General features: G+C 63.9%; 21 protein-coding genes and 1 tRNA gene. 12 read left to right on the forward strand and 10 right to left on the reverse strand.

The features are described from left to right. Position 1: 1 nt before the first annotated feature. Complete coding sequence (locus tag X739_RS160210) at positions 2-844, reverse strand: urease accessory protein UreD (RefSeq protein WP_023793158.1); 843 nt, start codon at positions 842-844, stop codon at positions 2-4. A 202-nt stretch (positions 845-1,046) separates the two neighbouring features. On the opposite strand from X739_RS160210, the gene X739_RS160205 reads away from it, so the two are divergent. The 3 genes from X739_RS160205 to X739_RS160195 all read left to right on the forward strand — a co-directional run bounded on the left by X739_RS160205 (position 1,047) and on the right by X739_RS160195 (position 3,401). Next, on the forward strand, positions 1,047-1,301 hold the full coding sequence (locus X739_RS160205; RefSeq protein WP_015314512.1) for an acyl carrier protein: 255 nt from the start codon (positions 1,047-1,049) through the stop codon (positions 1,299-1,301). A gap of 4 nt (positions 1,302-1,305) precedes the next feature. Then, a complete protein-coding gene (locus X739_RS160200) occupies positions 1,306-2,514 on the forward strand; it encodes a beta-ketoacyl-[acyl-carrier-protein] synthase family protein (protein ID WP_023772194.1) in 1,209 nt (402 codons plus the stop codon). A gap of 182 nt (positions 2,515-2,696) precedes the next feature. After that, positions 2,697-3,401, forward strand: a complete 705-nt coding sequence (locus X739_RS160195) for a glutathione S-transferase N-terminal domain-containing protein (protein ID WP_023772193.1) — start codon at positions 2,697-2,699, stop codon at positions 3,399-3,401. Between the two features lie 27 nt (positions 3,402-3,428). On the opposite strand, the gene X739_RS160190 is transcribed toward X739_RS160195, so the two are convergent. From X739_RS160190 to X739_RS160175, 4 genes are all read right to left on the reverse strand, one after another. Beyond that, the gene (locus tag X739_RS160190) at positions 3,429-3,785 is read right to left on the reverse strand and encodes a hypothetical protein (protein ID WP_023793159.1); all 357 of its coding nucleotides are present in this window, start codon (positions 3,783-3,785) and stop codon (positions 3,429-3,431) included. 131 nt (positions 3,786-3,916) lie between these two features. After that, positions 3,917-4,528 (reverse strand): nucleoside triphosphate hydrolase, encoded by a 612-nt coding sequence (locus X739_RS160185; protein ID WP_023772191.1) that lies wholly within the window; start codon positions 4,526-4,528, stop codon positions 3,917-3,919. Between the two features lie 136 nt (positions 4,529-4,664). Continuing rightward, positions 4,665-5,762, reverse strand: a complete 1,098-nt coding sequence (locus X739_RS160180) for a hypothetical protein (protein WP_023793160.1) — start codon at positions 5,760-5,762, stop codon at positions 4,665-4,667. A gap of 117 nt (positions 5,763-5,879) precedes the next feature. Next, on the reverse strand, positions 5,880-7,691 hold the full coding sequence (locus tag X739_RS160175; protein WP_023793161.1) for a hypothetical protein: 1,812 nt from the start codon (positions 7,689-7,691) through the stop codon (positions 5,880-5,882). A gap of 254 nt (positions 7,692-7,945) precedes the next feature. Between X739_RS160175 and X739_RS160170 the strand changes: the two genes are divergently transcribed. The 3 genes from X739_RS160170 to X739_RS160160 all read left to right on the forward strand — a co-directional run bounded on the left by X739_RS160170 (position 7,946) and on the right by X739_RS160160 (position 10,316). Then, positions 7,946-8,839: a D-alanyl-D-alanine carboxypeptidase family protein gene (locus X739_RS160170; protein WP_023793162.1), complete on the forward strand. Its 894-nt coding sequence runs from the start codon at positions 7,946-7,948 to the stop codon at positions 8,837-8,839. Positions 8,840-9,161: 322 nt separating this feature from the next. Beyond that, a complete protein-coding gene (locus tag X739_RS160165; RefSeq protein WP_015314520.1) occupies positions 9,162-10,085 on the forward strand; it encodes a DUF1003 domain-containing protein in 924 nt (307 codons plus the stop codon). A 154-nt stretch (positions 10,086-10,239) separates the two neighbouring features. After that, a tRNA-Arg gene (locus X739_RS160160) sits at positions 10,240-10,316 on the forward strand. 706 nt (positions 10,317-11,022) lie between these two features. Here the strand turns inward: X739_RS160160 and X739_RS160155 are convergent. Further along, positions 11,023-11,262: a hypothetical protein gene (locus tag X739_RS160155; protein WP_023793165.1), complete on the reverse strand. Its 240-nt coding sequence runs from the start codon at positions 11,260-11,262 to the stop codon at positions 11,023-11,025. Between the two features lie 1,160 nt (positions 11,263-12,422). Here X739_RS160155 and X739_RS160150 point away from each other — a divergent pair. From X739_RS160150 to X739_RS160140, 3 genes are all read left to right on the forward strand, one after another. Next, complete coding sequence (locus tag X739_RS160150; RefSeq protein ID WP_051410563.1) at positions 12,423-13,190, forward strand: SDR family NAD(P)-dependent oxidoreductase; 768 nt, start codon at positions 12,423-12,425, stop codon at positions 13,188-13,190. A 162-nt stretch (positions 13,191-13,352) separates the two neighbouring features. Next, on the forward strand, positions 13,353-13,664 hold the full coding sequence (locus X739_RS160145; RefSeq protein ID WP_023772185.1) for a metalloregulator ArsR/SmtB family transcription factor: 312 nt from the start codon (positions 13,353-13,355) through the stop codon (positions 13,662-13,664). A gap of 2 nt (positions 13,665-13,666) precedes the next feature. Beyond that, positions 13,667-14,152, forward strand: a complete 486-nt coding sequence (locus X739_RS160140) for an SRPBCC family protein (protein WP_023781872.1) — start codon at positions 13,667-13,669, stop codon at positions 14,150-14,152. Positions 14,153-14,185: 33 nt separating this feature from the next. Here the strand turns inward: X739_RS160140 and X739_RS160135 are convergent, their stop codons facing one another. Both X739_RS160135 and X739_RS160130 read right to left on the reverse strand, forming a co-directional pair. Beyond that, entirely contained in the window at positions 14,186-14,986 is an 801-nt protein-coding gene (locus X739_RS160135) for a class I SAM-dependent methyltransferase (RefSeq protein ID WP_023772183.1), read from the reverse strand. A gap of 109 nt (positions 14,987-15,095) precedes the next feature. After that, positions 15,096-16,220 (reverse strand): LacI family DNA-binding transcriptional regulator, encoded by a 1,125-nt coding sequence (locus tag X739_RS160130; protein WP_023793170.1) that lies wholly within the window; start codon positions 16,218-16,220, stop codon positions 15,096-15,098. A 617-nt stretch (positions 16,221-16,837) separates the two neighbouring features. On the opposite strand from X739_RS160130, the gene X739_RS160125 reads away from it, so the two are divergent. The 3 genes from X739_RS160125 (at position 16,838) to X739_RS160115 (ending at position 20,473) form a co-directional block, all read left to right on the forward strand. After that, positions 16,838-17,800 carry a sugar-binding protein gene (locus tag X739_RS160125; protein ID WP_023772181.1) on the forward strand — a complete coding sequence of 321 codons (963 nt, stop codon included), beginning with the start codon at positions 16,838-16,840 and terminating at the stop codon, positions 17,798-17,800. A gap of 120 nt (positions 17,801-17,920) precedes the next feature. Beyond that, positions 17,921-19,465 (forward strand): sugar ABC transporter ATP-binding protein, encoded by a 1,545-nt coding sequence (locus tag X739_RS160120; protein ID WP_023781874.1) that lies wholly within the window; start codon positions 17,921-17,923, stop codon positions 19,463-19,465. Between the two features lie 12 nt (positions 19,466-19,477). Further along, on the forward strand, positions 19,478-20,473 hold the full coding sequence (locus tag X739_RS160115) for an ABC transporter permease (RefSeq protein ID WP_023772179.1): 996 nt from the start codon (positions 19,478-19,480) through the stop codon (positions 20,471-20,473). Positions 20,474-20,567: 94 nt separating this feature from the next. On the opposite strand, the gene X739_RS160110 is transcribed toward X739_RS160115, so the two are convergent. After that, a complete protein-coding gene (locus tag X739_RS160110) occupies positions 20,568-20,783 on the reverse strand; it encodes a hypothetical protein (RefSeq protein WP_023772178.1) in 216 nt (71 codons plus the stop codon). Continuing rightward, positions 20,783-21,535, reverse strand: coding sequence for a COG4280 domain-containing protein (locus tag X739_RS160105; RefSeq protein WP_023772177.1), 753 nt, complete (start codon positions 21,533-21,535; stop codon positions 20,783-20,785). Before X739_RS160105 ends, X739_RS160110 begins: the two co-directional genes overlap by 1 nt. Between the last annotated feature and the right edge of the window lie 71 nt (positions 21,536-21,606).

The following is a 21,606-nucleotide window of genomic DNA, read 5'->3' on the forward strand; positions in this document are numbered from 1 at the left end:
GTCACAGTGACCATAATTTGGGCAGCCCCGCTTTTCCATTGAGCAATCCAACGAGCGGGACCAGCCGCTGGCGCAGCTGGTAGCCGTCCTCGGCGTAAAGCCTCGCAAGAAGCTTGCCAGATGTCTTCACCGTCCAGACGCTGGCACCACCCCGATCGCCAATGATCTCCCTAGCCTGATCGAGCAAGGCTTCCGCTCGCGGCGACACCAGCAGCAGCGTGGCCACGGCGATCGCGCCATTTGATATCGCCGGACGGGCCATGATGTCGGCGATATCAGGTCCGATGCGGAAATCCTCGGCGTGGATGAGGGTTCCTTCCCTGCGGATACGCCAGCGGTCGCGAAAAGTACCCTGTGCGGGACGTTCGCCCATGGCCTGGCGGCCGAAGACGGTCGCTTCCAGCACCAGCGCCTCGGCCCATGCGGCAAGCTCGACGTCCAACGTACGGACAAAGGCGGCGCGATCGAAGACGATGGTTTCCTGCGGCAACCAGGCGATGCTGCCGTTCTCTCCGACGGTCAGTCTGACCCGGACTTCGGCATGGTCCGATGCGGCGCGATAGACTTTTTCGCAGGCCTGGGTCGTTATCCCAGCGCTGGCATGCGGGCCGACATCGACCTCCCAGCCGAGGCGGTCGCCGCCGGTCAGTCCGCCGGCGGTGTTGATCAGGACGGCCTCCAGCGGGCCGGCCGAAACGTATGGCAGCCTTATCTTGGCGGAGCCGTCCTGATAGAGGCGCCGCAGCCGCGTGCGGCCGTCGATGCTGGCGCAACCAAGCTGCGCCTTGCCAGCCGCGCGCTGGGCCAGCTGACCTGAAAACTTGCTATTTTCGATCGTATCCACGCCGTCAGGTTAAGCACTGCGGCGCTTTTGTCGACATATAGCTTGTTGCTTGATGACGTTTCCGTTTCTATAGAGGGAGCCACCTTGGTACGGTCAGGCGACGCTTGGCGGAGGGATAAGGCGAAGATCGCGGCCTGATATCGAGGACAAGAAGGCGCCGTTCAGTTGGCGTCGGGAAACGACACAGTGGGGAAGAAACCGAATGGCTGACCAGCTGGCAGCGGACATCATCGAGAAGATCAAGGCCCATGCCGAGCCGGGCGGCGAGGAAATCACCACCACAACCGAATTGACGGCGCTCGGGATCCATTCGCTGGAGCTGACCGAGATCATCTTCGACCTCGAAGAGCAATATGGCATCGAGATCGAGATGAACACGGTCGATGCCTGGAGCAATCTGAAGAACGTCGGCGACATGGTCGAGGCCGTTCGCGCTCTGATCGCGAAAAAAGCCTGACCGAATGCTGAAGCGCGTCGTCATTACCGGCATCGGTGGACTGTGCGGATTGGGCACCGATGCGCAGGCAATCTGGGCCGAGATGCGGGCCGGCCGGTCGGCGATCGGCCCGATCGACAATCCCTTCCTGCACGACCTGAAGGTCAAGACCGGCTGCGAGATCAAAGCACTGCCGGATCACGGCATCGAGCGCAAGCAACTGGTGTCGATGGATCGCTTCAGCCTGCTGGCGGTGCTCGCGGCGAAAGAAGCCATGCGGCAGTCCGGATTGGTCCCGCATGCGGACAACACCTATCGGATGGGAACCATTGTCGGTGTTGGCGTCTGCGGCTTCGAGACCGTCGAGGAGAATTATCGCGCCATCCTGATCGAGGGCAAGAATCGCGCCGGCATCTTCACCGTTCCAAGAGTCATGCCGGGCGCCGCCGCCGGTCAGGTCAGCATGCATCTGGGTTTGCGCGGACCGGTGTTCGGCGTCACTTCGGCCTGTTCGTCGGCCAATCATGCCATCGCATCGGCGGTCGACCAGATCAGGCTCGGCCGCGCCGACGTGATGGTGGCCGGCGGCACCGATGCGCCGCTGGTGTGGGGTGTGCTGAAGGGCTGGGAGGCGCTGCGTGTGCTTTCGCCCGACACATGCAGGCCGTTCTCGGCCGACCGCCAGGGGCTGGTGCTGGGCGAAGGCGCCGGCATGGCGGTTCTGGAAAGCTACGACCATGCGATGGCACGCGGCGCCACCATTTTGGCTGAAATCGCCGGCGCCGGCCTTTCGGCCGATGCTTCCGATATCGTCGCGCCGACCGTCGAGGGGCCGGAAGCGGCGATGCGCTTCTGCCTGGCGGATGCCGGGCTCAATCCCGAGGATATCGACTACCTAAACGCACACGGCACCGGCACCAAGGCCAACGACCAGATCGAAACCCTCGCGATCAAGCGCGTCTTCGGCGACCATGCGCGCGCGCTATCCGTCTCCTCGACCAAGTCGATGCACGCGCATTGCCTCGGCGCCTCGGGCGGGCTGGAGATGATCGCCTGCGTCATGGCGATCCGCGAAGGCGTCGTGCCGCCGACGGCGAATTACCGCGAGGCCGATCCCGACTGCGATCTCGACGTGACGCCGAATGTCGCGCGCGAGCGCAAGGTGCGCGCCGCCATCAGCAACGGCTTTGCCTTTGGCGGCACCAACGCGGTGCTGGCCTTCAAGGCAATCTGACCTCCGGGCGGTTACCACCTGGCCGCGCTATCCCCACCGTTCGCGCGGTCCGAATCGGGTGACTGTCCGTGCATGGTGAAAGCGTCACCGCCATATTGATCCGGCCTCGCCGCGGCCCTAGTTCTTGGCCGACCCGCCAATATCGCGCCGCTTGGTGCGAATCCCCCGCTCAGGAGTTCCCGATGGCAGACCTGTCCGCCTTTCCGATCGCAAGCCGTTGGCCGGCCAAGCATCCCGACCAGCTCCAGCTCTATTCGGCAACGACGCCGAACGGCGTGAAGATATCGATCGCGCTGGAGGAAATCGGCCTGCCCTATGAGCCGCATCTGATCAACATTGGCAAGAACGAGAGCTGGACCCCAGAATTCCTGTCGCTCAATCCCAATGGCAAGATCCCGGCGATCATTGATCCCGACGGACCGGGCGGCGCGCCAATCGGCCTGTTCGAATCCGGCGCGATCCTGCTCTACCTGGCGGAAAAGACCGGCCTGCTCATGCCTGTCGACGCGGCGCGGCGCTACGAGACCATCCAGTGGGTCTTTTTCCAGATGGCGGCTGTTGGGCCGATGTTCGGCCAGGTCGGCTTCTTCCACAAATTCGCCGGCCGGGAGATCGCCGACAAGCGACCGCTGGAGCGCTACCGCGACGAATCACGGCGCCTGCTCGGCGTTCTCGACGTCAGGCTGAAGGGCCGCAAGTGGATCATGGACAATGACTACACCATCGCCGACATCTCGCTGCTCGGCTGGGTGCGCAACCTGATCGGCTTCTACGAAGCGCGCGATCTGGTCGGCTTCGACGATTTCGCCAATCTGGCAGCGTGGCTGGAGCGCGGCCTGGCGCGGCCGGCGGTGCAGAAAGGCCTGACCATTCCGGCGCGAGGCTGAACCCATCAGCCCTCGGGAAGGAGCAACCTACTTTGCTTTCGCCTTGGGTCCGCCCCTGCCGACCACGGAGGCGGCAAGGGATGCCACGCCCCGCGCCGTGGCGACGACCGCGCCGGCGGCGACATTGGCCGCGGAGCGAACCTTTGAGCCGCCGCTAGCTTTCGATCCGCCGGCCATGGCCGGCTTCTTCGCTTGGACGGGCTTGGCGGCCGCTTTCGGCGCGGTCGCTTTCGACCCCGGCACGACTTTTTTCGGGGCCGCCTTGCCGAAGGCCTTCGCATCCTTGGAGCGCTGGGCGATCGCCGGGCCGGCCCCAGCCGTCGACTGCGGCGCCTTCGGTTGCGCCGACTTACCCCTGGTGGGCTTCTTCGCGTTTGTTGCCATGGGACGGAATCCCTCTTCTGGCATGATTGCCTGATCGGGATAACGCGTTGTAAGTCTTAAGGTTCCCGTCGAAAAATACTGAAAATTGAACGGTTAAATCCAGATCAACCCAGGTTGATCTGGATAACGGCTTAACCAAACACCAGGTCGGCCGCCCGGCGCCGCGCAAGCACGCGTTCGATGTTGGGCATGTCGTTGGAGGCGATCCAGGCGCGCGCATCCGCCTCGGAATCTCCATGCTCGTGCCAGCGTTCCATCAGGCGGCGTTCGAGCTCCTTGCGCGGCACGTCGACGAAGATCGAGAAATCGAACAGCGGCGCCAGCCGCGACCACGGCTCCTCGTCGAGCAGCAGGTAATTGCCTTCCACCAGGATGAACTTGGTCTCAGCGCCGACAATCGCCGCGGCGGCGCGCGACAATTCCATGCCGCGGTCGAACACCGGAATGGCGATCTCGGCCTCGCCGGCGCGGATGCGCTTCAAAAGCGTCTCAAAGCCGCCAAAGTCGAATGTGTCGGGCGCGCCCTTTCGCGCCCGCAGACCGCGCCGCTCGAGCACGATGTCGTCATAGTGGAAGCCGTCCATGGGCACGACCTCCACCGCGCCTTCCGGCAAAAGGTCATGCAGGCTTGCCGACAGTGTCGATTTGCCGGCGCCCGGCGGCCCGGCAATGGCGACGATGAAGCGATTTGCCTTGCCGGCGCGCTTGAAGATGGTAGCGGCGAGGTGGGCGATTTCGGACATTTTTCGGCTCCTTCCGAAGATTTTGACGCATCTTGTCGGCGGTCGCTTGAATTTCAAACCGCGATTTGCACGATTTAGAGCGACCGGTCGTGGAGTCAGCACTGGCGACCGCGATTAGTCCCTTACGGCTTCGTCTTCAGCGTGCCGCTGGCTGGCCGATACGAAGAAATTCACTATCGAACGGGACTTCCGATGCCGGCGCGCCAGCCAACCGGAGGCTGCCACCCGCGGTGGTGATCGCGCGCGGGGGCTCGCCACCCGACAGGGGCAACGCACCGATGACATGGCGGAACGAGACGCCGCGATCCTCGCCAAGCGCGAATGCGGTCGCCACGCCCTCGCGCTTCAGCCAGTTGTCGCCAAGCGAGGCGGCGTGGCCGACCGCGGTGCGCCCATCCTCGATGCCGAGCACGCCGAGATGGCGGCCGCTCCACGGCGCGTAGTCGCGCCCGCCATTGCTGAACCACAACATGGTAACCGGCAGTTCGGCCGGGTTCTTCAGCACCAGCACCAGATCGTCCTCGGCCTCGCGAGCCAGCGCGGTCCAGCCTGGACCGCCATGGTCGGTCTCGACCAAGGTGAGGAAATCCTCGCGCCGGTGATCCATACGGTAATCCGTCAGATCGAGCGTGCCGCCGCCGGCAGCAGGGAAATGCTCGAGGTCCGACGACCGACCGGGGTAGGCCAGCATGAAGCGGCCGCGCGCGGGGTCCGGCTCCAGCGGATCGGCTGGCGTGGCGGCAAACCGCTTCGGCGAGAAAGCCAGCCTGCCGCCACCTTTCATTGCCGTCATCGGGTGATGGGCGACAGAGATCGCGCCGGACCCGCCGGAAAACAGATGTTCCTGGTAGAGGAAAGGATGGTCGTCGCGCAGCGTGAAAATCTTGTCGACGCTGGCGCCCATCACCTTGTGGCGCAGCCGGAAGACCGCGCGCCAGCCACTATCCGTCGCGCCACTGTCGACCACATCCCAGGCGCTGTTGGCCGGCCAGCCATGCAGCGGTGCCTCCTCGACATCGCTGCGCGAAAACGGCGCGCAGAGAAAGTCGCCGGAGAGCCGGACGGTGCCCCGCGACAGGTCTGGAGGCAGCGTCTCGCCCGCGTCGACCCAGGGTGCACGGTGTAGCGGCTTCAACCGGCGCGCGCCGCTCTCGACGACCATGTCGGCGATGTGGCCAACCGTGAGGTCCAGCGAAACCGAAATGCCCTTGGCGTTGATCGTGACTGTATCCATGGCTCTCTCACCCGAATCTGACGGGTGCCAAGAAGAACCGGTTCGGCGCACCGCGCAAGCGCGTGGGCGCGTATTTTGCATTGGTTTTGCGCTGGCCTTCGTCGGAAAGTGCGAGCCCTATTGCCGCTTGTAGTCGCGCACCGGGGATTTCGTTCCGTCGGTATAGGTCACCTGCACCGACATCGAGGTCACGCTTTCGGTGACCTTGAAATAGGGCTCGAAATCATCGGGGATGGCGTAGGGATCCCTGGCATTGCAGGGCGGCATTGGAAGGATCTTGTCGAGCGTGGCACCGTTCAGGCTGTAATGCACCTCCTTGATGGCGCAGCGGTAGGACAGCATCTGGGTGAAATAGACCAACCCATGGTTGCCGCTGGCGTCGAAGGCGATCCATGACGTCCAGAACTGGTCGAGGATCTGCTTGTTGCCCTGTTGCAGGGCGGCATCCGGGTCGAAGCTTATGTCGAACGGGCCGGTCTCGCGCCCCCTGATGTCGAGATATTTGATCGCGATCGTGGTCTGCGCCGTGCTGTCGGGCAATTCGAAGCTCGGATTGGGCATCGGCTTGCCAGTCCGCTGGTCGTTGAGCGCCAGCAGGCCGGTGTCGGTGAAGGGGCCGGCGCCGCCAAGACGCCAAGATATCGCGGTCGCCGGCTCGGGCAGCGAAATGGTCATCGACCAGCCCTGGTTGGAACGCATCGGCGTCAGCGACGGCGCGAAGCGGGCGGGGTCGAGCACGTCGCCAAGGGCCGCCAGCCGGCCGCGGCCGCGGTCCAGCCAGTCGGCAAGCTGGGTCTGGTCGACGAAATATCCGAGCAGCCCGCCATCCTTCTCGTAAGAGACGAATTTGGTCAGCGCCTGGGCTTCGCTGCGCTTGTCGGCCAGCGTCTGGCTGCCGAGCCGATCCTCCGAGAACTCCTGCGCCAACATGAAATAGGCCGGTGCATAGTCCGGATTGGTCGCAATGAAGGCGTTGAGCTTGTCGAGCCGCTGGGTATCGTCGAACTGCAGCAGGTGGACGAGCTTAATCGATGGCGCCTTGGCTTTCTCCGCGAGTTGGCCGAACACCTCGCGAGCGCCGGCCTTGCCGTCCTGGACCCGCAGAAGCGTGGCAAAGCGCGTATAGGGATCGATGGCGTCGACATCGAAGCCGGCAAAGGCGAGATAGGAGCGCCGCGCGTTGAGCATGTCGCCCGAGAGCTCGTAGACGCGGGCATTGTGGTAGAATTCGTCCGGCCGCTTCGGCTCGGCGATGGCGCCGCCTTGCGCGGCCAAGGTGGCAAACGCCTTGGCGATCGTGTCGATCGAGGCGGCGATCTGCTCTGTCGTCGCCTGAAGCTTTTCGGCCTGGGCCACTTGCTGCTGCTGGCCGCCTACGAGTGTCTCGGTCGTTTGCTTGACCGCTTCGACGGTCCTTTGCGTCTCGGCGCCTTGGGCAGCTTGCTGCTGCTGGGCGGAGGCGATCTGATCGGTTCTCTGGGCAACCGTGTCGGTCGATTTCTTGACCTCTTCGACGGTCTTCTGGGTTTGCGTGACCGTTTGCTCGATCCTAGCCACCTTTTCGGCGACGATGCCCGTCGACTGCTGCAGTTGCGCGATCGCCGGCACCAGGCTGGCGATGATGCCGTTCTGCGAATTGGTCTCCTTCTGCACGGCGTAGACGCCGCCGGCAACCGCGGCCGCACTGGTGGCGAACACCAGCGCCGGCAGTGCCCTGGCCGCCAGCACGAGCCTGAGCACGATGGCAATGGCGATGATGACGGCCGCGATCGAGGCGGCCAGCGCGATATAGGCGGCGAACGGCGCCAGCGGGTTGAGGATGTCGGAAACGGCGCCGCCGATGAAGGCGATGCTGCCGGCCCATTTGCCGGTGCGGCTGAGCGACGCCCTGATCAATGACGGCGCGGCGCCAGCCCCAATGTCAGCCATTTTGCGAGCCCCCCTAGCCGGATGCCACGCTCCTTCCCACGGCAGGCGCAGCTTTGGCAAGGAAAGACAGGAAACGGGCGATTTCGGGGCGGTGGCAAGGCTTGGTTCCTCTCCCGCGCCTTGGCGGGTGGGGAAACAGGCCGCCGGCACTCGACATTCCCTGGGCTAACCGGCATTAACCAAATGGACGCACCCGCCGGGTTACGTTAGCTTCGCCTTATCTCAGCAACAGCATCGCCAGAACAGTCCAGCCCTTGTCCTTGCCGCGTCTCTTTCCGCTCTTCCAGAAAATCCTCGCTGTCCTGGCCCTGGCGGCCCTGATGGCCGGCTGCTCGACCACGGCCCCGCCCGACAGCGTTCTGGCCGTGCCGGCGCCACCGCAAAAATACGCGGCCATCGTCGTCGATGGAAAGAGTGGCAAGCAGCTGTTCGAGGTCAATTCGACGGCGCAGCGTTATCCGGCCTCGCTGACCAAGATGATGACGCTCTATCTGCTGTTCGAGGCGATGGAGACCGGCCGCGTCACCAAGGAAACGCAGATCCCGGTTTCGGACCACGCCGCCTCGCAGCCGCCGACCAAGATGCGTTTCCGGCGCGGGGAGACGATCGACGTCGATTCCGCCGTCCGCGCCATCGTCGTCAAATCGGCCAATGACGTGGCCGTGGCGGTGGGCGAATATCTCGGCGGCTCGGAAGACCAGTTCGCCGCCATGATGACATCCAAGGCGCGCCAGCTCGGCATGAGCAGCACCACCTTCCGCAACGCATCGGGCCTGCCCGATGACGGCCAGATGACGACCGCCCACGACATGGCGGTGCTCGGCATGTCGTTGCAGCGGCGCTTCCCGCAGCACTTCCATTATTTCTCCGAAAGCGACTTCATGTTTCGCGGCCGGCTGGTGCGCGGCCATAACGACATGCTCGGCCGCGTGCGCGGCGTGAACGGCATCAAGACAGGCTATATCAGGGCTTCCGGCTTCAACATCGTCACCTCCTACGACGCCGACGGCCGCCAGCTGATCGTGGTGGTGATGGGCGCCGACAGCGCCCGCCAGCGCAACGACCATGTCGAAGCGCTGATCCAGCGCAGCCTGTCGCCCACCATGGCCGACACCAAGACCAGGCTGATGTTCGCCGAACAGCAGTGAGGTGAGGCGTGATCCGCGCAGCGGACAAAAAGCCAATTGCCTGGCTTTTGGAACGACGAACGGTGCACACACGGTCCGCCCTTGAGCGGATCAAAAGGTCCAGTGGACCTTTTGAAGGGTCTGAACGCCCAAGGGGCAGGGAGCCTGCGAAGGGCCGGCCGCCGTCCCAAGTCGTGCCTTGGTGCCCGCGAAACTTCGCAGCCGGCTACCATCTTGCGACTGTCACGCAATCGTGCGGAAGACGTGGCATAGGCTTGCGAATCCGACAGTGGATAAGCGCCGTCGCCTCAGCGTATCCTAACTTACAGCGCAGGAGCCCATCATGAGCACCGTACCCAAGGCATCCGAGCAGAAGTCGGCCGACAATGAGAACGACAGCGGCGGCGAGTATTTCGAGGCGCCGACCACGCAAGAGGATTTGCACGAGGTTTCCGACGAGCATTTCGACACGCCCGAAGTGCCGGATTCCGAGCCATCAGGCCCGGGCGCATCGCGGCTGAAGCCGAAGAAGAAGCCGTCGGCGATCTCGGGCCGCAAATTCCGCAAGCGCGACCTTGTGCGCATCGACACGCTGCGCCCGAGCCTCGCCGATCGCATTCATTCGGACCACCCCGACCTGCCCAAGGGCGCGCGCATCAGCCGCGAGGAGCTCGGCCGCTACCGCATGCGCTACATGGAGGAGCTCTTACAGCAGGAGCACGGCGAATTCTCCGAGCTCGACCGCCAGGTGGTGGAATCGATCGCCCGGCAGGACACGATTTCGGAAAACAGCGAAGAAGAATTCGAGGAGCACCGCTCCTTCGCCGACCGGGTTTCCGACAACATGGCCGCCTTCGGCGGCAGCTGGTGGTTCCTGATCTCGTTCGCCAGTGTGCTCCTGGTGTGGATCGGCATCAACCTGATCGCGGGCATGGCGGGCGCCTTCGATCCCTACCCCTTCATCCTGCTCAACCTGCTGCTCTCCTGCATCGCCGCGGTCCAGGCGCCGATCATCATGATGAGCCAGAGACGGACGGAGGCCAAGGACCGGCTGCGCTCCTTCAACGACTACCGGGTGAACCTCAAGGCCGAGTTGGAAGTCCGCCACCTGCACGAAAAGCTCGATTACCTCATCTCGCGGCAATGGACGCGACTGGCCGAGATGCAGCAGATGCAGCTGGATGCAATGCACGAACTGGCGAGCGCGAAGAAGGCAAAGCGGGCGGTGCGGGGGCGGCGGCCGGTGAAGAGCCCGGTAGAGCAGTGAGGGGTGGTGCCCGCGCATTGGGCGAACGCTCTGCTACCCAAGCCAAGTTCGCAACGCCGCCAATTGCCCGTTGAAGCCCGCGCCCGCTTCCGCTAAGAAGCCGTGACTTGCCGGTTCGCCGGCTGGTGCGTTTTCCGGGCTCTTCGTCCTGAAAGCACCCGTAGCTCAGCTGGATAGAGCGCTGCCCTCCGAAGGCAGAGGTCACAGGTTCGAATCCTGTCGGGTGCGCCAAATTCCGCAGGTCCATTCCGGACACATGGGTTACGGTTCATACCGGAGACATGGGTAACACTTTTGGCCCGAAGGGATTTTGGAGTGGTTCGAGCCTGCATGTCGGCCACTTACTCCGATCGCCTCCTTTCCACGACCTGTGCGCTGGCTCCGGCGGGCGGCCTTTTTATGCGACATTCGGGAACCTGCTGTTCCTCGGCTGGTTCGAATGCCGGCAGCTTCCCTCGCTGCCGGTCAGGTCTCGCAAGACTTGGCCGGGCCCGCTTCGCCGCCAGTGAGGCGGGCCCACAGCGATTGGCAAGTCAGGTCCGCACCAAAGGAGCAGGGATGAAGAAGACATACGAACAACCCGTTCTCATCAAACGCCAGCGGCTGTCCAAGGTCACGGCAGGTCCGGGACCTTTCGCTCTCATTCGGCCAACCACGTCCGGCTGACAGCACCGCTATCGCAGGAGCCCGCTGCCGAAGGTGGCGGGCTCTCATCTTTCCCGGGGGGAACAGCCTGACGAAGCCAAGTTGGGGCAAACGCAGCCGACTTCCCTTCGCTGCGTGTACTTCTGCTCTGTATTGGAACCGCCTTCTGGCTCTCAGTGGTGATGGCAGACGAGGCTCGCTTGCCCCAAGGCAACTTTCCGCAAGCGGTTGCTTGAGGAGCATCTGGAAAGCCGGAAGCTGCTATACCGCCCGCCGACAAGCCAGGTGCTGTTCACATTCCCAAGGTCTGATTGGGTTCCAAATGAAGGAAAGCTGCGAGCGAGCTGCTTGAAGCATCGAAGGCGGCCTGGTTGGCTTGAGCAAACTCTGCCAGCGCGTGCTCGACTCCGCCAGCCGCGGTTCCTGTAAGCTCCATGCGATACAGCACCTGGTGGGTGAGCATTGCGAGCTTGGCGTCTCTGTACAACGCACTGCGCTTCACAGTTTCCGTGTCGAAGTCTCCGATCAGCATGATGGTTGCTCCGGGTTTTGTCTCCGGAAATCTCCCATCTCGGTTTTGGTTCCGGCAGCCGACGGGCGGGATATCCCCCCAGGGGTTGGTGGGCGAGCGCCTCGGTCTTGAGAGTAGCTCCGGCCCGTAGAGTTCAAGCGCGGCGTTTCGGCCGTGCACTGTTTTCATATCTGTTTGGACTGGCCCCGCTGCCGCGAAGGTGGCGGGCTTTTGGCCATCATCGGCGCGCAGCGAGAGGCCGGCAAGCCGGCCATGGTGCTCATTGCGCCAACAAGGGCGTTACGCCGGCAGCGCCTTTCGCCTTCAAAGCCGATAAACAAAAGCGTTTTCGGACGCCGCGAACCTTGACCGCCTCAGAAAATCTCAGTGGTTATGACTAGGATTATTCCTATTGCAGCCAAGACCATGACTACGATCATCGCGGCTTCAAAACTTCCTCCGGCTCGGCCACCGAATGCTATCATTTTTGCGCTCCCCGATGCGCGCCCGCTCTGCCCTCTTTCAAGGAAAGACCGAAGGCTGCTTGGGTGAAATCACCTATGTTAATGGTGAACCATGAAACATGGCTGCCGCCCTTCTCTCGCCGCAGTCCCTACCGATCTGTTGGAGGTGTAAGTTCCGGGCCCTGCAGACCGCTGCCGCGACATACCGGGCATCTGATAGTAGAACCTTTGCAGCCCGGTCGGTGAGCCCCATGCGGGCAACAAGTGCCGTTCGAGGCCAACCATTTTCCGCAGTCGAATACCTTCCCGGCGCCGAGACACCGCCGACACTGGAATTTTCTGAATCCTGCCAAGCACCACCCTGCCACTAGACGAGACGGCAAGAACGCAAGGGACGGAGATTAGTTTCAGCTAATTCACTTGACTGGCAAGGAATGTGTTCCTTGTCCCTGAATGCATCTGAGCAGGAATAGCTAATGCTAAACGCCAGAACGCGCCAAGGGGGGCGGAGCTGTGTCGGAATTGGAGCTGCCTGCCAAGCAGGCTCTCACCGCGGCCGCGGCAATGCCGTCGTCGCGGACCTCTGCTGAAGGCGTTGCGAAAGCCGAACCAGGTCGATAGAGAGGGCCAAAATCAAAGCTGAACAACCGAGGATGTTTGGGCCTATTGACGCCTCATAGCCCCCACCGCGTCAGCGCCCTTCCCTAGGAGCCAGACTTGGCCACAACCGCCACAACCATCACCAGGCGTGTCCTGATCACCGGCGCCGGCGCGGCTGACGGCATCGGCTTTGCCATTGCGCGCCAGTTTGGCCAAGCCGGGCATGCGGTTTTCCTGACCGGCGCCAGCGCGCGGGTGCTGGAGCGCGCTGGCGAGCTTCGCGGCGAGGGTGTCGATGCCACGGCCGCGGTCGCCGATCTCACCATCGCCGCGCAGGTGGGGCGGCTGCGGGCCGAGGTCGGCGCTATCGATATCCTGGTCAACAATGCCGGCATGGGCTCGCTGGCCTCGCCGTCCGTCGACAAGGCGTTCCTAACGATGAGCGAGGCCGAGTGGGACCGGGGCATCGAGACCAGCCTGAAGACGGCGTTTCTCGTCACCAGGGCGTTTCTGCCGGCGATGGTCGAAACGGGGTATGGGCGCATCGTCAACGTCGCGTCGGTGACCGGGCCGCTGGTCTCCTACCAGGGCACCGCCGCCTATTCCGCGGCGAAGGCCGGCATGGTCGGCCTGACCCGGACATTGGCGCTGGAAGTGGCGCGCCACGGGGTCACCGCCAATGCAGTGGCGCCCGGCTGGATCGAGACCGGCGCGTCGAGCGAGGCGGAACGGATAGCGGCCCTGCATGCGCCGCCGGGCCGCGCCGGCCGGCCCGGTGAGGTCGCTGCGGCGGTCGTGTTCCTGGCCTCCGAGAGCGCCAGCTATATCAACGGCGCCTTGCTGGTGGTCGACGGCGGCAACAGCCTTGAAGAACGCAAGGGATAGACGGCGCGGCCGGTTTTATGCCCGCGTGGTTTCGACCTTCGGCGCAACTCCTTCCACCGGAATGAACTGCGATCCCTATCTCGGGTGAAATTTCTCGCCGCCGCACCGGGCCGCCAGCCACCGTCGCTTGACTAAATCATCAGTCTACACTAATCATAAGTCATGACTGTTGATAGCGCACAGCTTGCCGCCCTGGGCGATCCGACCCGAAGGCAGATTTTTGAGCTGATAGCGGAGCGGCCGCGCTCGGTGGCGGAGGTCACGCGGCAGGTCAGTGTATCGCAGTCCGCGGTGTCGCAGCATCTGAAGGTGCTTCGCGATTCGCGGCTGGTGCGCGCGGAGCCGAAGGGCGCCAGCAACGTCTACCATATCGATCCGCACGGGCTTGGCCAGATGCGCGCCTGGCTCGACCGGTTCTGGAGCAAGACGCTCGCGACCTACAAGCTGGCCGTCGAGACCCCACCAGAGGAGTGACCATGAACACCCGGATTCCCATCGCCTCCGTGAAACAATCCGTCGTCGTCGAGGCGCCGATCGAGCGCGCCTTCAAGGTCTTCACCGAGGATTTCGGCAGTTTCAAACCGCCAGAGCACAATCTGCTCGCAGCCCAGATCGCCGAGACGGTGTTCGAGCCTCGCGTCGGCGGTCACGTCTATGACCGCGGCGTCGATGGCAGCGAGTGCCGCTGGGCGCGCGTGCTGGCCTATGAGCCGCCGAACCGCGTGCTCTTGAGCTGGGACATCAGCCCGCAATGGCGCATCGAGACCGACCCGGCCAAGACCAGCGAGTGGGAAGTGCGGTTCACCGCCGAAACGGCTGAGCGTACCCGCGTCGAGATCGAGCACCGCAACCTGGAGCGCCATGGCCAGGGCTGGGAAGGTGTGCGCGACAGCGTCGCCGGCGATCAGGGCTGGCCGCTTTACCTGCAGCGCTATGCCGATCTGGTTGCTCGGCAGGCCTGATCGCGGTTCAAAGGCGCTTCGCCCTCTGGGCGGTCAGGGCGCCACGCCTCTGCACGCCCAGGCGACATTGGCGAACGACCTCGGGCCGTCCGGTCGCCCGGCCTGATAGGCATCGCGGACGGCAGCCTCGGTGCGTTCGCGCTCGGCTGCTTCGAGCGTGGTCATGTATTTGCCGAGCGGGCCCTCGCCGGCTGAAATCGGCGCCCAATAATCGGCGAAGTCCTGGTAATCCATACGGATCATCAGCTCGGTTTCGGTAACATCGGCCAGCCCCTGCTCGATGAAGGTCCGCTTCATTTCGCCGGGCTGCATCATCGGCTGGAAGCAATAGCGGCCGCGCAGCTGGCGACCGCTCTCGCTGAGCGCGGCGACCGTGTCGATCATCATGCGCATGCCCGCCATGCCGCCGAGATGGTCCCACACCACGGCCGCGACCACCCCGCCCGGCCGCGTCACCCGGCGCATTTCGGCAACCGCCTTGCCGGCTTCCGGCACGAAGTGAAGCACCAGCAGCGCCAGCGCGCGGTCAAACGCATTGTCGGCGAATGGCAAGGCGGTGGCGTCCGCCTGCTGGATCTCGATGCGCGGATCGGTGTTGCGCCGCTTTGCCGCCTCGACGAAGACAGGCGAAAAGTCGATCGCCGCGATCGCCGCGAGTTCGGCGGATTTCGCCAGTTCGAACGTCAGACTGCCGGTGCCGCAGCCGACATCGAGGATCTTTTCGCCGGGGGCGAGCCCGGCGAAGCCGATGAAGCTGGGCGCGAGCTTTCGGCTCCAGCGGCCCATGAGCTGCTCATAGCCGGATGCGTCATGAACGGTGAAACTCGACGTCATATGCGCCTCCCTGGCTGTGGGTCCAGGCTAGACCTCTATCAGGATGAAGCCAAGATAGGGGGGAGTACGGTTGATGCCAGCATCCCAGGACAGGGGAAGGGCCGGTGTTTTATGCGACGCCCTTGAATGTCGCCACGCTCTCGCGCTCCACCAGCGGGCATTCCAGCTTGGTGATTGGATATCGCCCCCGCCCCACTATCGCAGACGCTTCCAGCTGCTCGATCGCCCATTGGCCCATGGCCATGTGCGGAAGGATCGACGTCGTCAGCGGCGGGAACAAATGCCGGGCGATTTCCTCGTCGTCATAGCCGACGACCGAGATGTCGGCGGGAATGTGCAGTCCGGCTTCCTTAAGGGCTTCGTAGCAGCCGATCGCGGTGCGGTCGTTCTGGCAAAAGATCGCGGTCGGGCGATCCTTTAGCGTCAGTAGCGTCACGGTCGCGGCGTAGCCGGCGCTGGCCGACCAGTCGCCCTCGACCACCAGTTCCGGGTCGAAGGGGATGTCGGCGGTGGCGAGCGCGCGGCGGTAGCCTTTCAGCCGGTCCTGTGCTGCCTGCATCCAGGGTTCGCCCGTGATGGTGGCGATGCGACGGTGGCCATGGCTGATCAGGTGTCGGGTCGAGCTCTGGGCTCCGGCGATCTCGGAGGGCACCACGGCGGGGAAGGCATAGTCCGCGGTATAGCAGTTGAGCAGGATGACTGGGATCTCGAGGCCGTAGAGGAAATCGGGCGCCGTGATTTCGCGGGTGAAGATGGTCATGTAGATCAGTGCCGAAATGCCGCGCCTGGTCAGCGCCGAGATGGCGCGCGGCTCCATTACGGCGTCGCCCATGGTCTGTGCCACCAGAAGCACGTTGCCGGCGTTCCACGAGGCCTGGCGCGCGCCTTCGATGGCGACCACGGCTTCCGGGCTGGTGGCGAGCTGGTCGACGGCGAAGCCGATCACGCCGTCGATTCCCTCGAAGGCCGAGCCATCAAAAGCCCCCTCGAAAGCCGCAACGGGCTTCAGCGCGGAGAAGGCGGGGGCGCTGTAGCCGAGCGCGCGCGCCGCCTCGATCACCCGCTCCCGCGTCTGCCGCGACAGGCGAATGCCAGGCGAATTGTTGAGCACGAAGGAAACCGTCGCCTGCGAGCAGCCGGCGGCCCTCGCAATATCGGTCATGGTGACGCGGCCCTTGGGCTTTGCCGCCGCCTTGCGGAGCTTCCTGATGGCCCGGTCCGTCGTCTCGCTCATATCCCCCCCAAATCCCCAGCCTGTCTAGCTTCAGCTCGCCGGGCCGACAAGATGAGGCGACGCTTCCGATTCATACCGGCATCGATCTTACTGATAATTATTACCATCCTTGAAGCTCATCCCCGTCCCAAAGGCTCGAGCCCTCGCAAAACCAGAGGTCGTAAAGGCTTTGGCTGCGTACGATCGGCCATCGCAGCGTCGGCAGATCGATTCGGCATGACACCCAAGCGCCACCGCACCGGTCGTTTGCTAATAGTATTTACTAATACAAGGATGCGCTATACCGTCAATCCTCGCCTCCGGCCACATTGGTCCGGTTGGTGACGGGGGTGTCCGTGAACGGCCCGACGGAGAGCGGATATAACTTCCGCGAACCATGTCTCAGATATGTGATATGTCAGACAAATCGGACTATTTACGAACGGGGAATGAGTGTCTAAAGTCCGTGGCCGTGGCTGGAAACGACGTCATTCTTTTCAGTGCCGGGGAACCCCTTTGAGGAGGAGGGCGTCCACGCCGCGGACGGCAATTCAGGTGAGCAAGACAATTTAGTGTGCAAGACAATTTACTGTGCAAGTCCGGTCAGTCCTACGACTGACCAAAACGGGAGGTTGAACATGAAATCCTTGATACGCAATGCATCCGTGGCCGCCGCGGCCCTGGCTGTCGGCCTGACGGCGACGGCAATCGCGCGCGCCGACGACAAGCCGACGCTGGCCTTCGTCGTCAACGGCGCTTCCGATTTCTGGAAAGCGGCCGAAGCCGGCGTCAAGAAGGCGCAGGGCGAACTGCCCGACTACACGCTCGAACTCAAGTATCCCGAACAATCCTCTGTCGCCATCCAGCAGCGGCTGATGGACGATCTGGTGACCGCCGGCGTCAAGGGCATCATGGTCTCGGCCGTCGATCCCAAGACCTCGACCGATGGCCTGAACAAGATCGCTTCGCAAACGGCGCTGTTCACCACCGATAGCGATGCCCCGCAGACCAAGCGTGTCGCCTATATCGGCTCTTCCAATGTCGACGCCGGCAAGCAGGCGGCCGAAATCGCCAAGAAGGCGATGCCGAACGGCGGCAAGTGCCTGGGCTTCGTCGGCCTGCTTGGCGCCGACAATGCCAAGGAGCGCATCCAGGGCATGAAGGACGGCCTCGCCGGCACCAAGATCGAACTGGTCGACGTGCGCGGCGACGACATCGACCAGGCGCGCGCCAAGAAGAATGTCGAGGACGCGCTGGTCGCCAGCCCCGACGTCACCTGCATGGTCGGCTTCTACTCCTACAACACGCCCCGCATCTATGAAGCGCTGCGCGATGCCGGCAAGCTTGGCTCGATCACCGTCGTCGGCTTCGATGACGATCCGATCACGCTGGGCGGCGTCAAGGAAGGCACGATCGCCGCCACCGTGGTGCAGCAGCCCTTCGAATGGGCCTATCAGGGCATGAAGCTGATGGCCGCGTATCTCAAGGGTGACAAATCGGGCATTCCGGCCGGCAATTTGATCATCATCCCGACCAAGATCATCGGCAAGGATGACGTCGACGCTTACGCCGCCAATCTCAAGGCGATGGCTGGAAACTAAGACCAGAAGCAGTTCAGCCGGCTCAACTTCGCTTGAGCCGGCTGTTCGCATTGACGAACCCTGCCGGGGTCGTCAGTCTGCAGAACGGGCATTTCGGCCCACCGGCTGCTGTCAGGCATGATGAATTATTCCGACACATCCATAGCTGCGACCACTCCGTTCCTCAGCCTTGAGAACGTGCGCAAGACCTATCCGGGGGTCGTGGCGCTCGACGGGTTTTCCATGGAGGTCAGGCCGGGCGAGGTCATCGGCCTGGTCGGCGAGAATGGCGCCGGCAAATCGACGCTGATGAAGATCCTCGGCGGCGTCACCACGCCTGACAGCGGCGCCATCACGGTCGACGGCGCCGCCCACAAAGGCCTGAGCGTGGAGGGGAGCCTGGGGTCGGGCATCGCCTTCGTCCACCAGGAACTCAACCTCTTCGAAAACCTCGACGTTGCCGCCAACATCTTCTTCGGCCGCGAGCCGTTGCGCGCCGGCCCGCTGAGACTGGTCGACCGCGCGAAGCTGCGCGAAATGGTGGCGCCGCTGCTGAAGCGCGTCGGCGCCAATTTCTCCGCCGATACGCAGGTCGCGGATCTGTCGCTGGCGCAGCAGCAGATGGTCGAGATCGCCAAGGCGCTGTCGATCAAGGCGAGGCTTGTGATCCTCGACGAGCCGACATCGAGCCTGCCGCTGGCCGAGACCGACAAGCTGCTCGACGTCATCAAGGCGCTGAAGGCCGATGGCATCAGCGTTATCTTCATCTCGCACCGACTGCACGAGATCGAGCGCGTCGCCGACCGCGTCGTGGTGCTGCGCGACGGCATGCTGGCCGGGACGCTCGGCAAGCGCGACATCAATCACGACCAGATGGTCAAGCTGATGATCGGCCGCATGCTGAAGGAGCGCGAGAAAGCCTCCGAGGCGGCGCGTGCGCCCGGCGCCGTGGCGCTTGCAGCCAAGGCCGTCCGCACCCCCACCTACCCCAGCCGGCCGGTCGATCTCGAGGTCAGGCGCGGCGAAATTCTCGGCCTTGCCGGCCTTGTCGGCTCCGGCCGAACCGAACTGGCGCGGGTGTTCTTCGGCATCGAAGCCAGCCTTGGCGGCACGCTGGAGCTCAACGGCAAGCCCTTAACGCTGGCCAGCGCGGCGGACGCCGTCGCGCAAGGCATCTTCCTCGTGCCGGAAGACCGCAAGCTGACCGGCATCCTGCTCGACCTGTCGATCGCGCAGAATATTTCACTCCCCAATTTGCCGGCGCATGCCAGGCGCTCGCTGGTCTCGGCAAGTGCCGAGACCGCCACCGCCGAGAAGCAGAAGAAAAACCTCGGCATCAAGGCGCCCTCGGTGCAGACGCGCACCGGCACGCTGTCGGGCGGCAACCAGCAGAAGGTCGTGCTCGGCAAATGGCTGGCCATGAACCCGAAGGTGATGATCCTCGACGAGCCGACGCGCGGCATCGATATCGGCGCCAAGGCCGAGATTTACGGGCTGATGCGGGCGCTGGCCGACGCTGGCGTCGCCGTGCTGATGATCTCTTCCGACATGGAAGAGGTGATCGGCGTCTCCGATCGCATCGCCGTCATGCATGAGGGCCAGATCTCGGGCATTCTCGACAAGGATCAGTTCAGCCAGGAAAACGTGCTTTTGCTCGCGGTGGGCAAACCGGTGAACAGGCCGTAAGCGGAGACGACGATGACAAAGAAAGATCTCGGCCTGCTGATTCTGATCCTGGTGGTCGGGGCAATCGTCGCCATCATCAATCCGCGCTTCCTCTTGCCGATCAACCTCGCCAACACCTCGAACCTGATCGGCCTGTTCGGCATCCTCTCCATCGGCCAGGCCTTCGTCATCATCACCGGCGGCATCGAACTGTCCGTCGGCTCCGTTGTCGCGTTGCTGGGCACGCTGTTCATCGACTTCATCGCCGTGCGCGGCATGGGATGGCCGATTGCCTTCGTGCTCATCCTGGTGCTCGGCGCCATCATCGGCCTGGCGCATGGCTGGCTGATCACGCGGCTCAAGCTGCAGCCCTTCGTCGTGACCTTGTGCGGGCTTTTGATCTATCGCGGCGTCGCGCGCTTCTACACCGCCGACGGCACCGCCGGTTTTGCCTTCGGGCAGAATTTTCCCGATCTCGAATTCCTGACCGCCGGCCGCTCCTGGGGCGTGCCGAACTCCTTTTTCGCGCTGATCGTCATCGCCGTCGTCATGTGGGTGGTGCTGCACCGCTCGGTGTTCGGGCGCTATCTCTACGCCATCGGCAAGAACGAGGAGGCGGCGAAATATTCCGGCATTCGCACCGGCCGCGTCGTCATGGCGGCCTACGTCATCTGCGGCGTGCTCACCGCGCTGTCGGCGATCTATTTCGCCATGTACACGCGCTCGATCTCGCCGGCCAGCCACGGTCAGTTCTACGAGCTCTACGCCATTGCGGCCGCGGTGCTCGGCGGCTTCTCGCTGCGCGGCGGCGAGGGCTCGCTGATCGGCGTCATCCTCGGCACGGTGCTGCTGCAGGAACTGCAGAACCTCGTCAACCTGCTCGGCATTCCCTCCTCCCTCAACTTCGCCGTGATGGGTGGCGTCATCCTCATCGGCGTGCTGGTCGACCAGCAATGGGGCGTGTTCCGGGCGCGACGGCGGATGGTCGATGCCGCCCGCAAGGGCGCTGTCGGCGCCGCCGCGGAATAGGTCCCTTCCGGCAGAAATAGCTTACCGGTGCAGGGGTGACGGGGTGGCGTGCCTTTCGCGGCACCCTCTGGTCATCCGCCATGCCTGGCTGAAATTACCTGCCGCTCTGTCGTGCGGCGCGGCGAACGCTTTGCAACAGGATGGCAAGGCAGCCGACCAGCAGCAGCGCGCCGCCAAGCAGCGGCGGCAGCGCGAGCAACTTCACCGCCGCGGTAACGGCGGCCACCAGGACCAGCGCCAGCAGGGCCAGATTGCCGTCATCGACGAACATGCCGATGACTTCCCTGGCAACGAGACGAAGGACGTTCATCAGGCGAGTCCTCCGGCCGCTGTTGGACGGATACCGCGCAGCCAGCGCACCATGGCGAAGGACGCCAGCGCGACGATGGCGAAGATGGCGAGCAGGGCAAGATCGGCGCCAGGCCAATCGGCACCGATGCCTTCGCCGGTCCAGAAGATGCCAAAACTGGTCAGCATCAGCCCGACCACGAATTTGAGCGCATTCTCGGGCACGCGCGCCAGCGGCCGGTGGACGGCCAAGCCGACAAGCATCACCAGGATGAAAGCCGCCAGCGCACCCATGCTGGCGTAAAATGTCTGCCCATGCGCGGCGCCGACGGCGATGACGATGAACACCACCTCGACACCCTCGAGCAGCACCGCCTTGAACGAGGCCAGCCCGGCGAGGTAATCGGCGCGCCGATCGGCGGCCTGCTGGTGCAGGGCCACGGTTTCCTTGGCGAAGGCCGCCTCCTCGTCATGCAGGGCAATGACGCCGACGCTGCGCAGGATGGCTTTTCGCAGCCAGCGCATGCCGAACAGGATGAGCAGCACCCCGACGACGAACTGCAGCGTGGTGATCGGGACCAGCGCCAGCAGCGGACCGAAGGCCAGCACCAGGGCCGCCAGCACAGCCAGCGCCAGCGCGGCGCCGGTCAATGCCGGGCGCCAGCTGCGTGTCACCCCCACCGCAAGTACGATGGTGAAAGCTTCGACGACCTCGACCAGGGAGGCGAGAAATGCCGCCGTGATTATCGAGAGGACGGGTGTCAGTGTCTGCATGAAGTTTCCTGTCTGGCTCGACCTCATTTCGAGTTCGCGGATCGTAATCCAGAATCACCCCACGCGGCCAG

Source organism: Mesorhizobium sp. LNHC209A00 (assembly GCF_000502915.1).
In the GTDB taxonomy this organism is placed as follows: Bacteria; Pseudomonadota; Alphaproteobacteria; order Rhizobiales; family Rhizobiaceae; genus Mesorhizobium.

What these genes read in the sequence shown, in the direction of transcription:
- X739_RS160195 (WP_023772193.1), top strand. Translation starts at nt 2,697, where the DNA reads ATGGCAGACCTGTCCGCCTTTCCGATCGCAAGCCGTTGGCCGGCCAAG.
- X739_RS160135 (WP_023772183.1), bottom strand. Translation starts at nt 14,986, where the DNA reads ATGACGTCGAGTTTCACCGTTCATGACGCATCCGGCTATGAGCAGCTC.
- X739_RS160165 (WP_015314520.1), top strand. Translation starts at nt 9,162, where the DNA reads ATGAGCACCGTACCCAAGGCATCCGAGCAGAAGTCGGCCGACAATGAG.
- X739_RS160180 (WP_023793160.1), bottom strand. Translation starts at nt 5,762, where the DNA reads ATGGATACAGTCACGATCAACGCCAAGGGCATTTCGGTTTCGCTGGAC.
- X739_RS160120 (WP_023781874.1), top strand. Translation starts at nt 17,921, where the DNA reads ATGAATTATTCCGACACATCCATAGCTGCGACCACTCCGTTCCTCAGC.
- X739_RS160200 (WP_023772194.1), top strand. Translation starts at nt 1,306, where the DNA reads ATGCTGAAGCGCGTCGTCATTACCGGCATCGGTGGACTGTGCGGATTG.
- X739_RS160190 (WP_023793159.1), bottom strand. Translation starts at nt 3,785, where the DNA reads ATGGCAACAAACGCGAAGAAGCCCACCAGGGGTAAGTCGGCGCAACCG.
- X739_RS160205 (WP_015314512.1), top strand. Translation starts at nt 1,047, where the DNA reads ATGGCTGACCAGCTGGCAGCGGACATCATCGAGAAGATCAAGGCCCAT.
- X739_RS160130 (WP_023793170.1), bottom strand. Translation starts at nt 16,220, where the DNA reads ATGAGCGAGACGACGGACCGGGCCATCAGGAAGCTCCGCAAGGCGGCG.
- X739_RS160175 (WP_023793161.1), bottom strand. Translation starts at nt 7,691, where the DNA reads ATGGCTGACATTGGGGCTGGCGCCGCGCCGTCATTGATCAGGGCGTCG.
- X739_RS160140 (WP_023781872.1), top strand. Translation starts at nt 13,667, where the DNA reads ATGAACACCCGGATTCCCATCGCCTCCGTGAAACAATCCGTCGTCGTC.
- X739_RS160110 (WP_023772178.1), bottom strand. Translation starts at nt 20,783, where the DNA reads ATGAACGTCCTTCGTCTCGTTGCCAGGGAAGTCATCGGCATGTTCGTC.
- X739_RS160105 (WP_023772177.1), bottom strand. Translation starts at nt 21,535, where the DNA reads ATGCAGACACTGACACCCGTCCTCTCGATAATCACGGCGGCATTTCTC.
- X739_RS160185 (WP_023772191.1), bottom strand. Translation starts at nt 4,528, where the DNA reads ATGTCCGAAATCGCCCACCTCGCCGCTACCATCTTCAAGCGCGCCGGC.
- X739_RS160145 (WP_023772185.1), top strand. Translation starts at nt 13,353, where the DNA reads ATGACTGTTGATAGCGCACAGCTTGCCGCCCTGGGCGATCCGACCCGA.
- X739_RS160115 (WP_023772179.1), top strand. Translation starts at nt 19,478, where the DNA reads ATGACAAAGAAAGATCTCGGCCTGCTGATTCTGATCCTGGTGGTCGGG.
- X739_RS160125 (WP_023772181.1), top strand. Translation starts at nt 16,838, where the DNA reads ATGAAATCCTTGATACGCAATGCATCCGTGGCCGCCGCGGCCCTGGCT.
- X739_RS160155 (WP_023793165.1), bottom strand. Translation starts at nt 11,262, where the DNA reads ATGCTGATCGGAGACTTCGACACGGAAACTGTGAAGCGCAGTGCGTTG.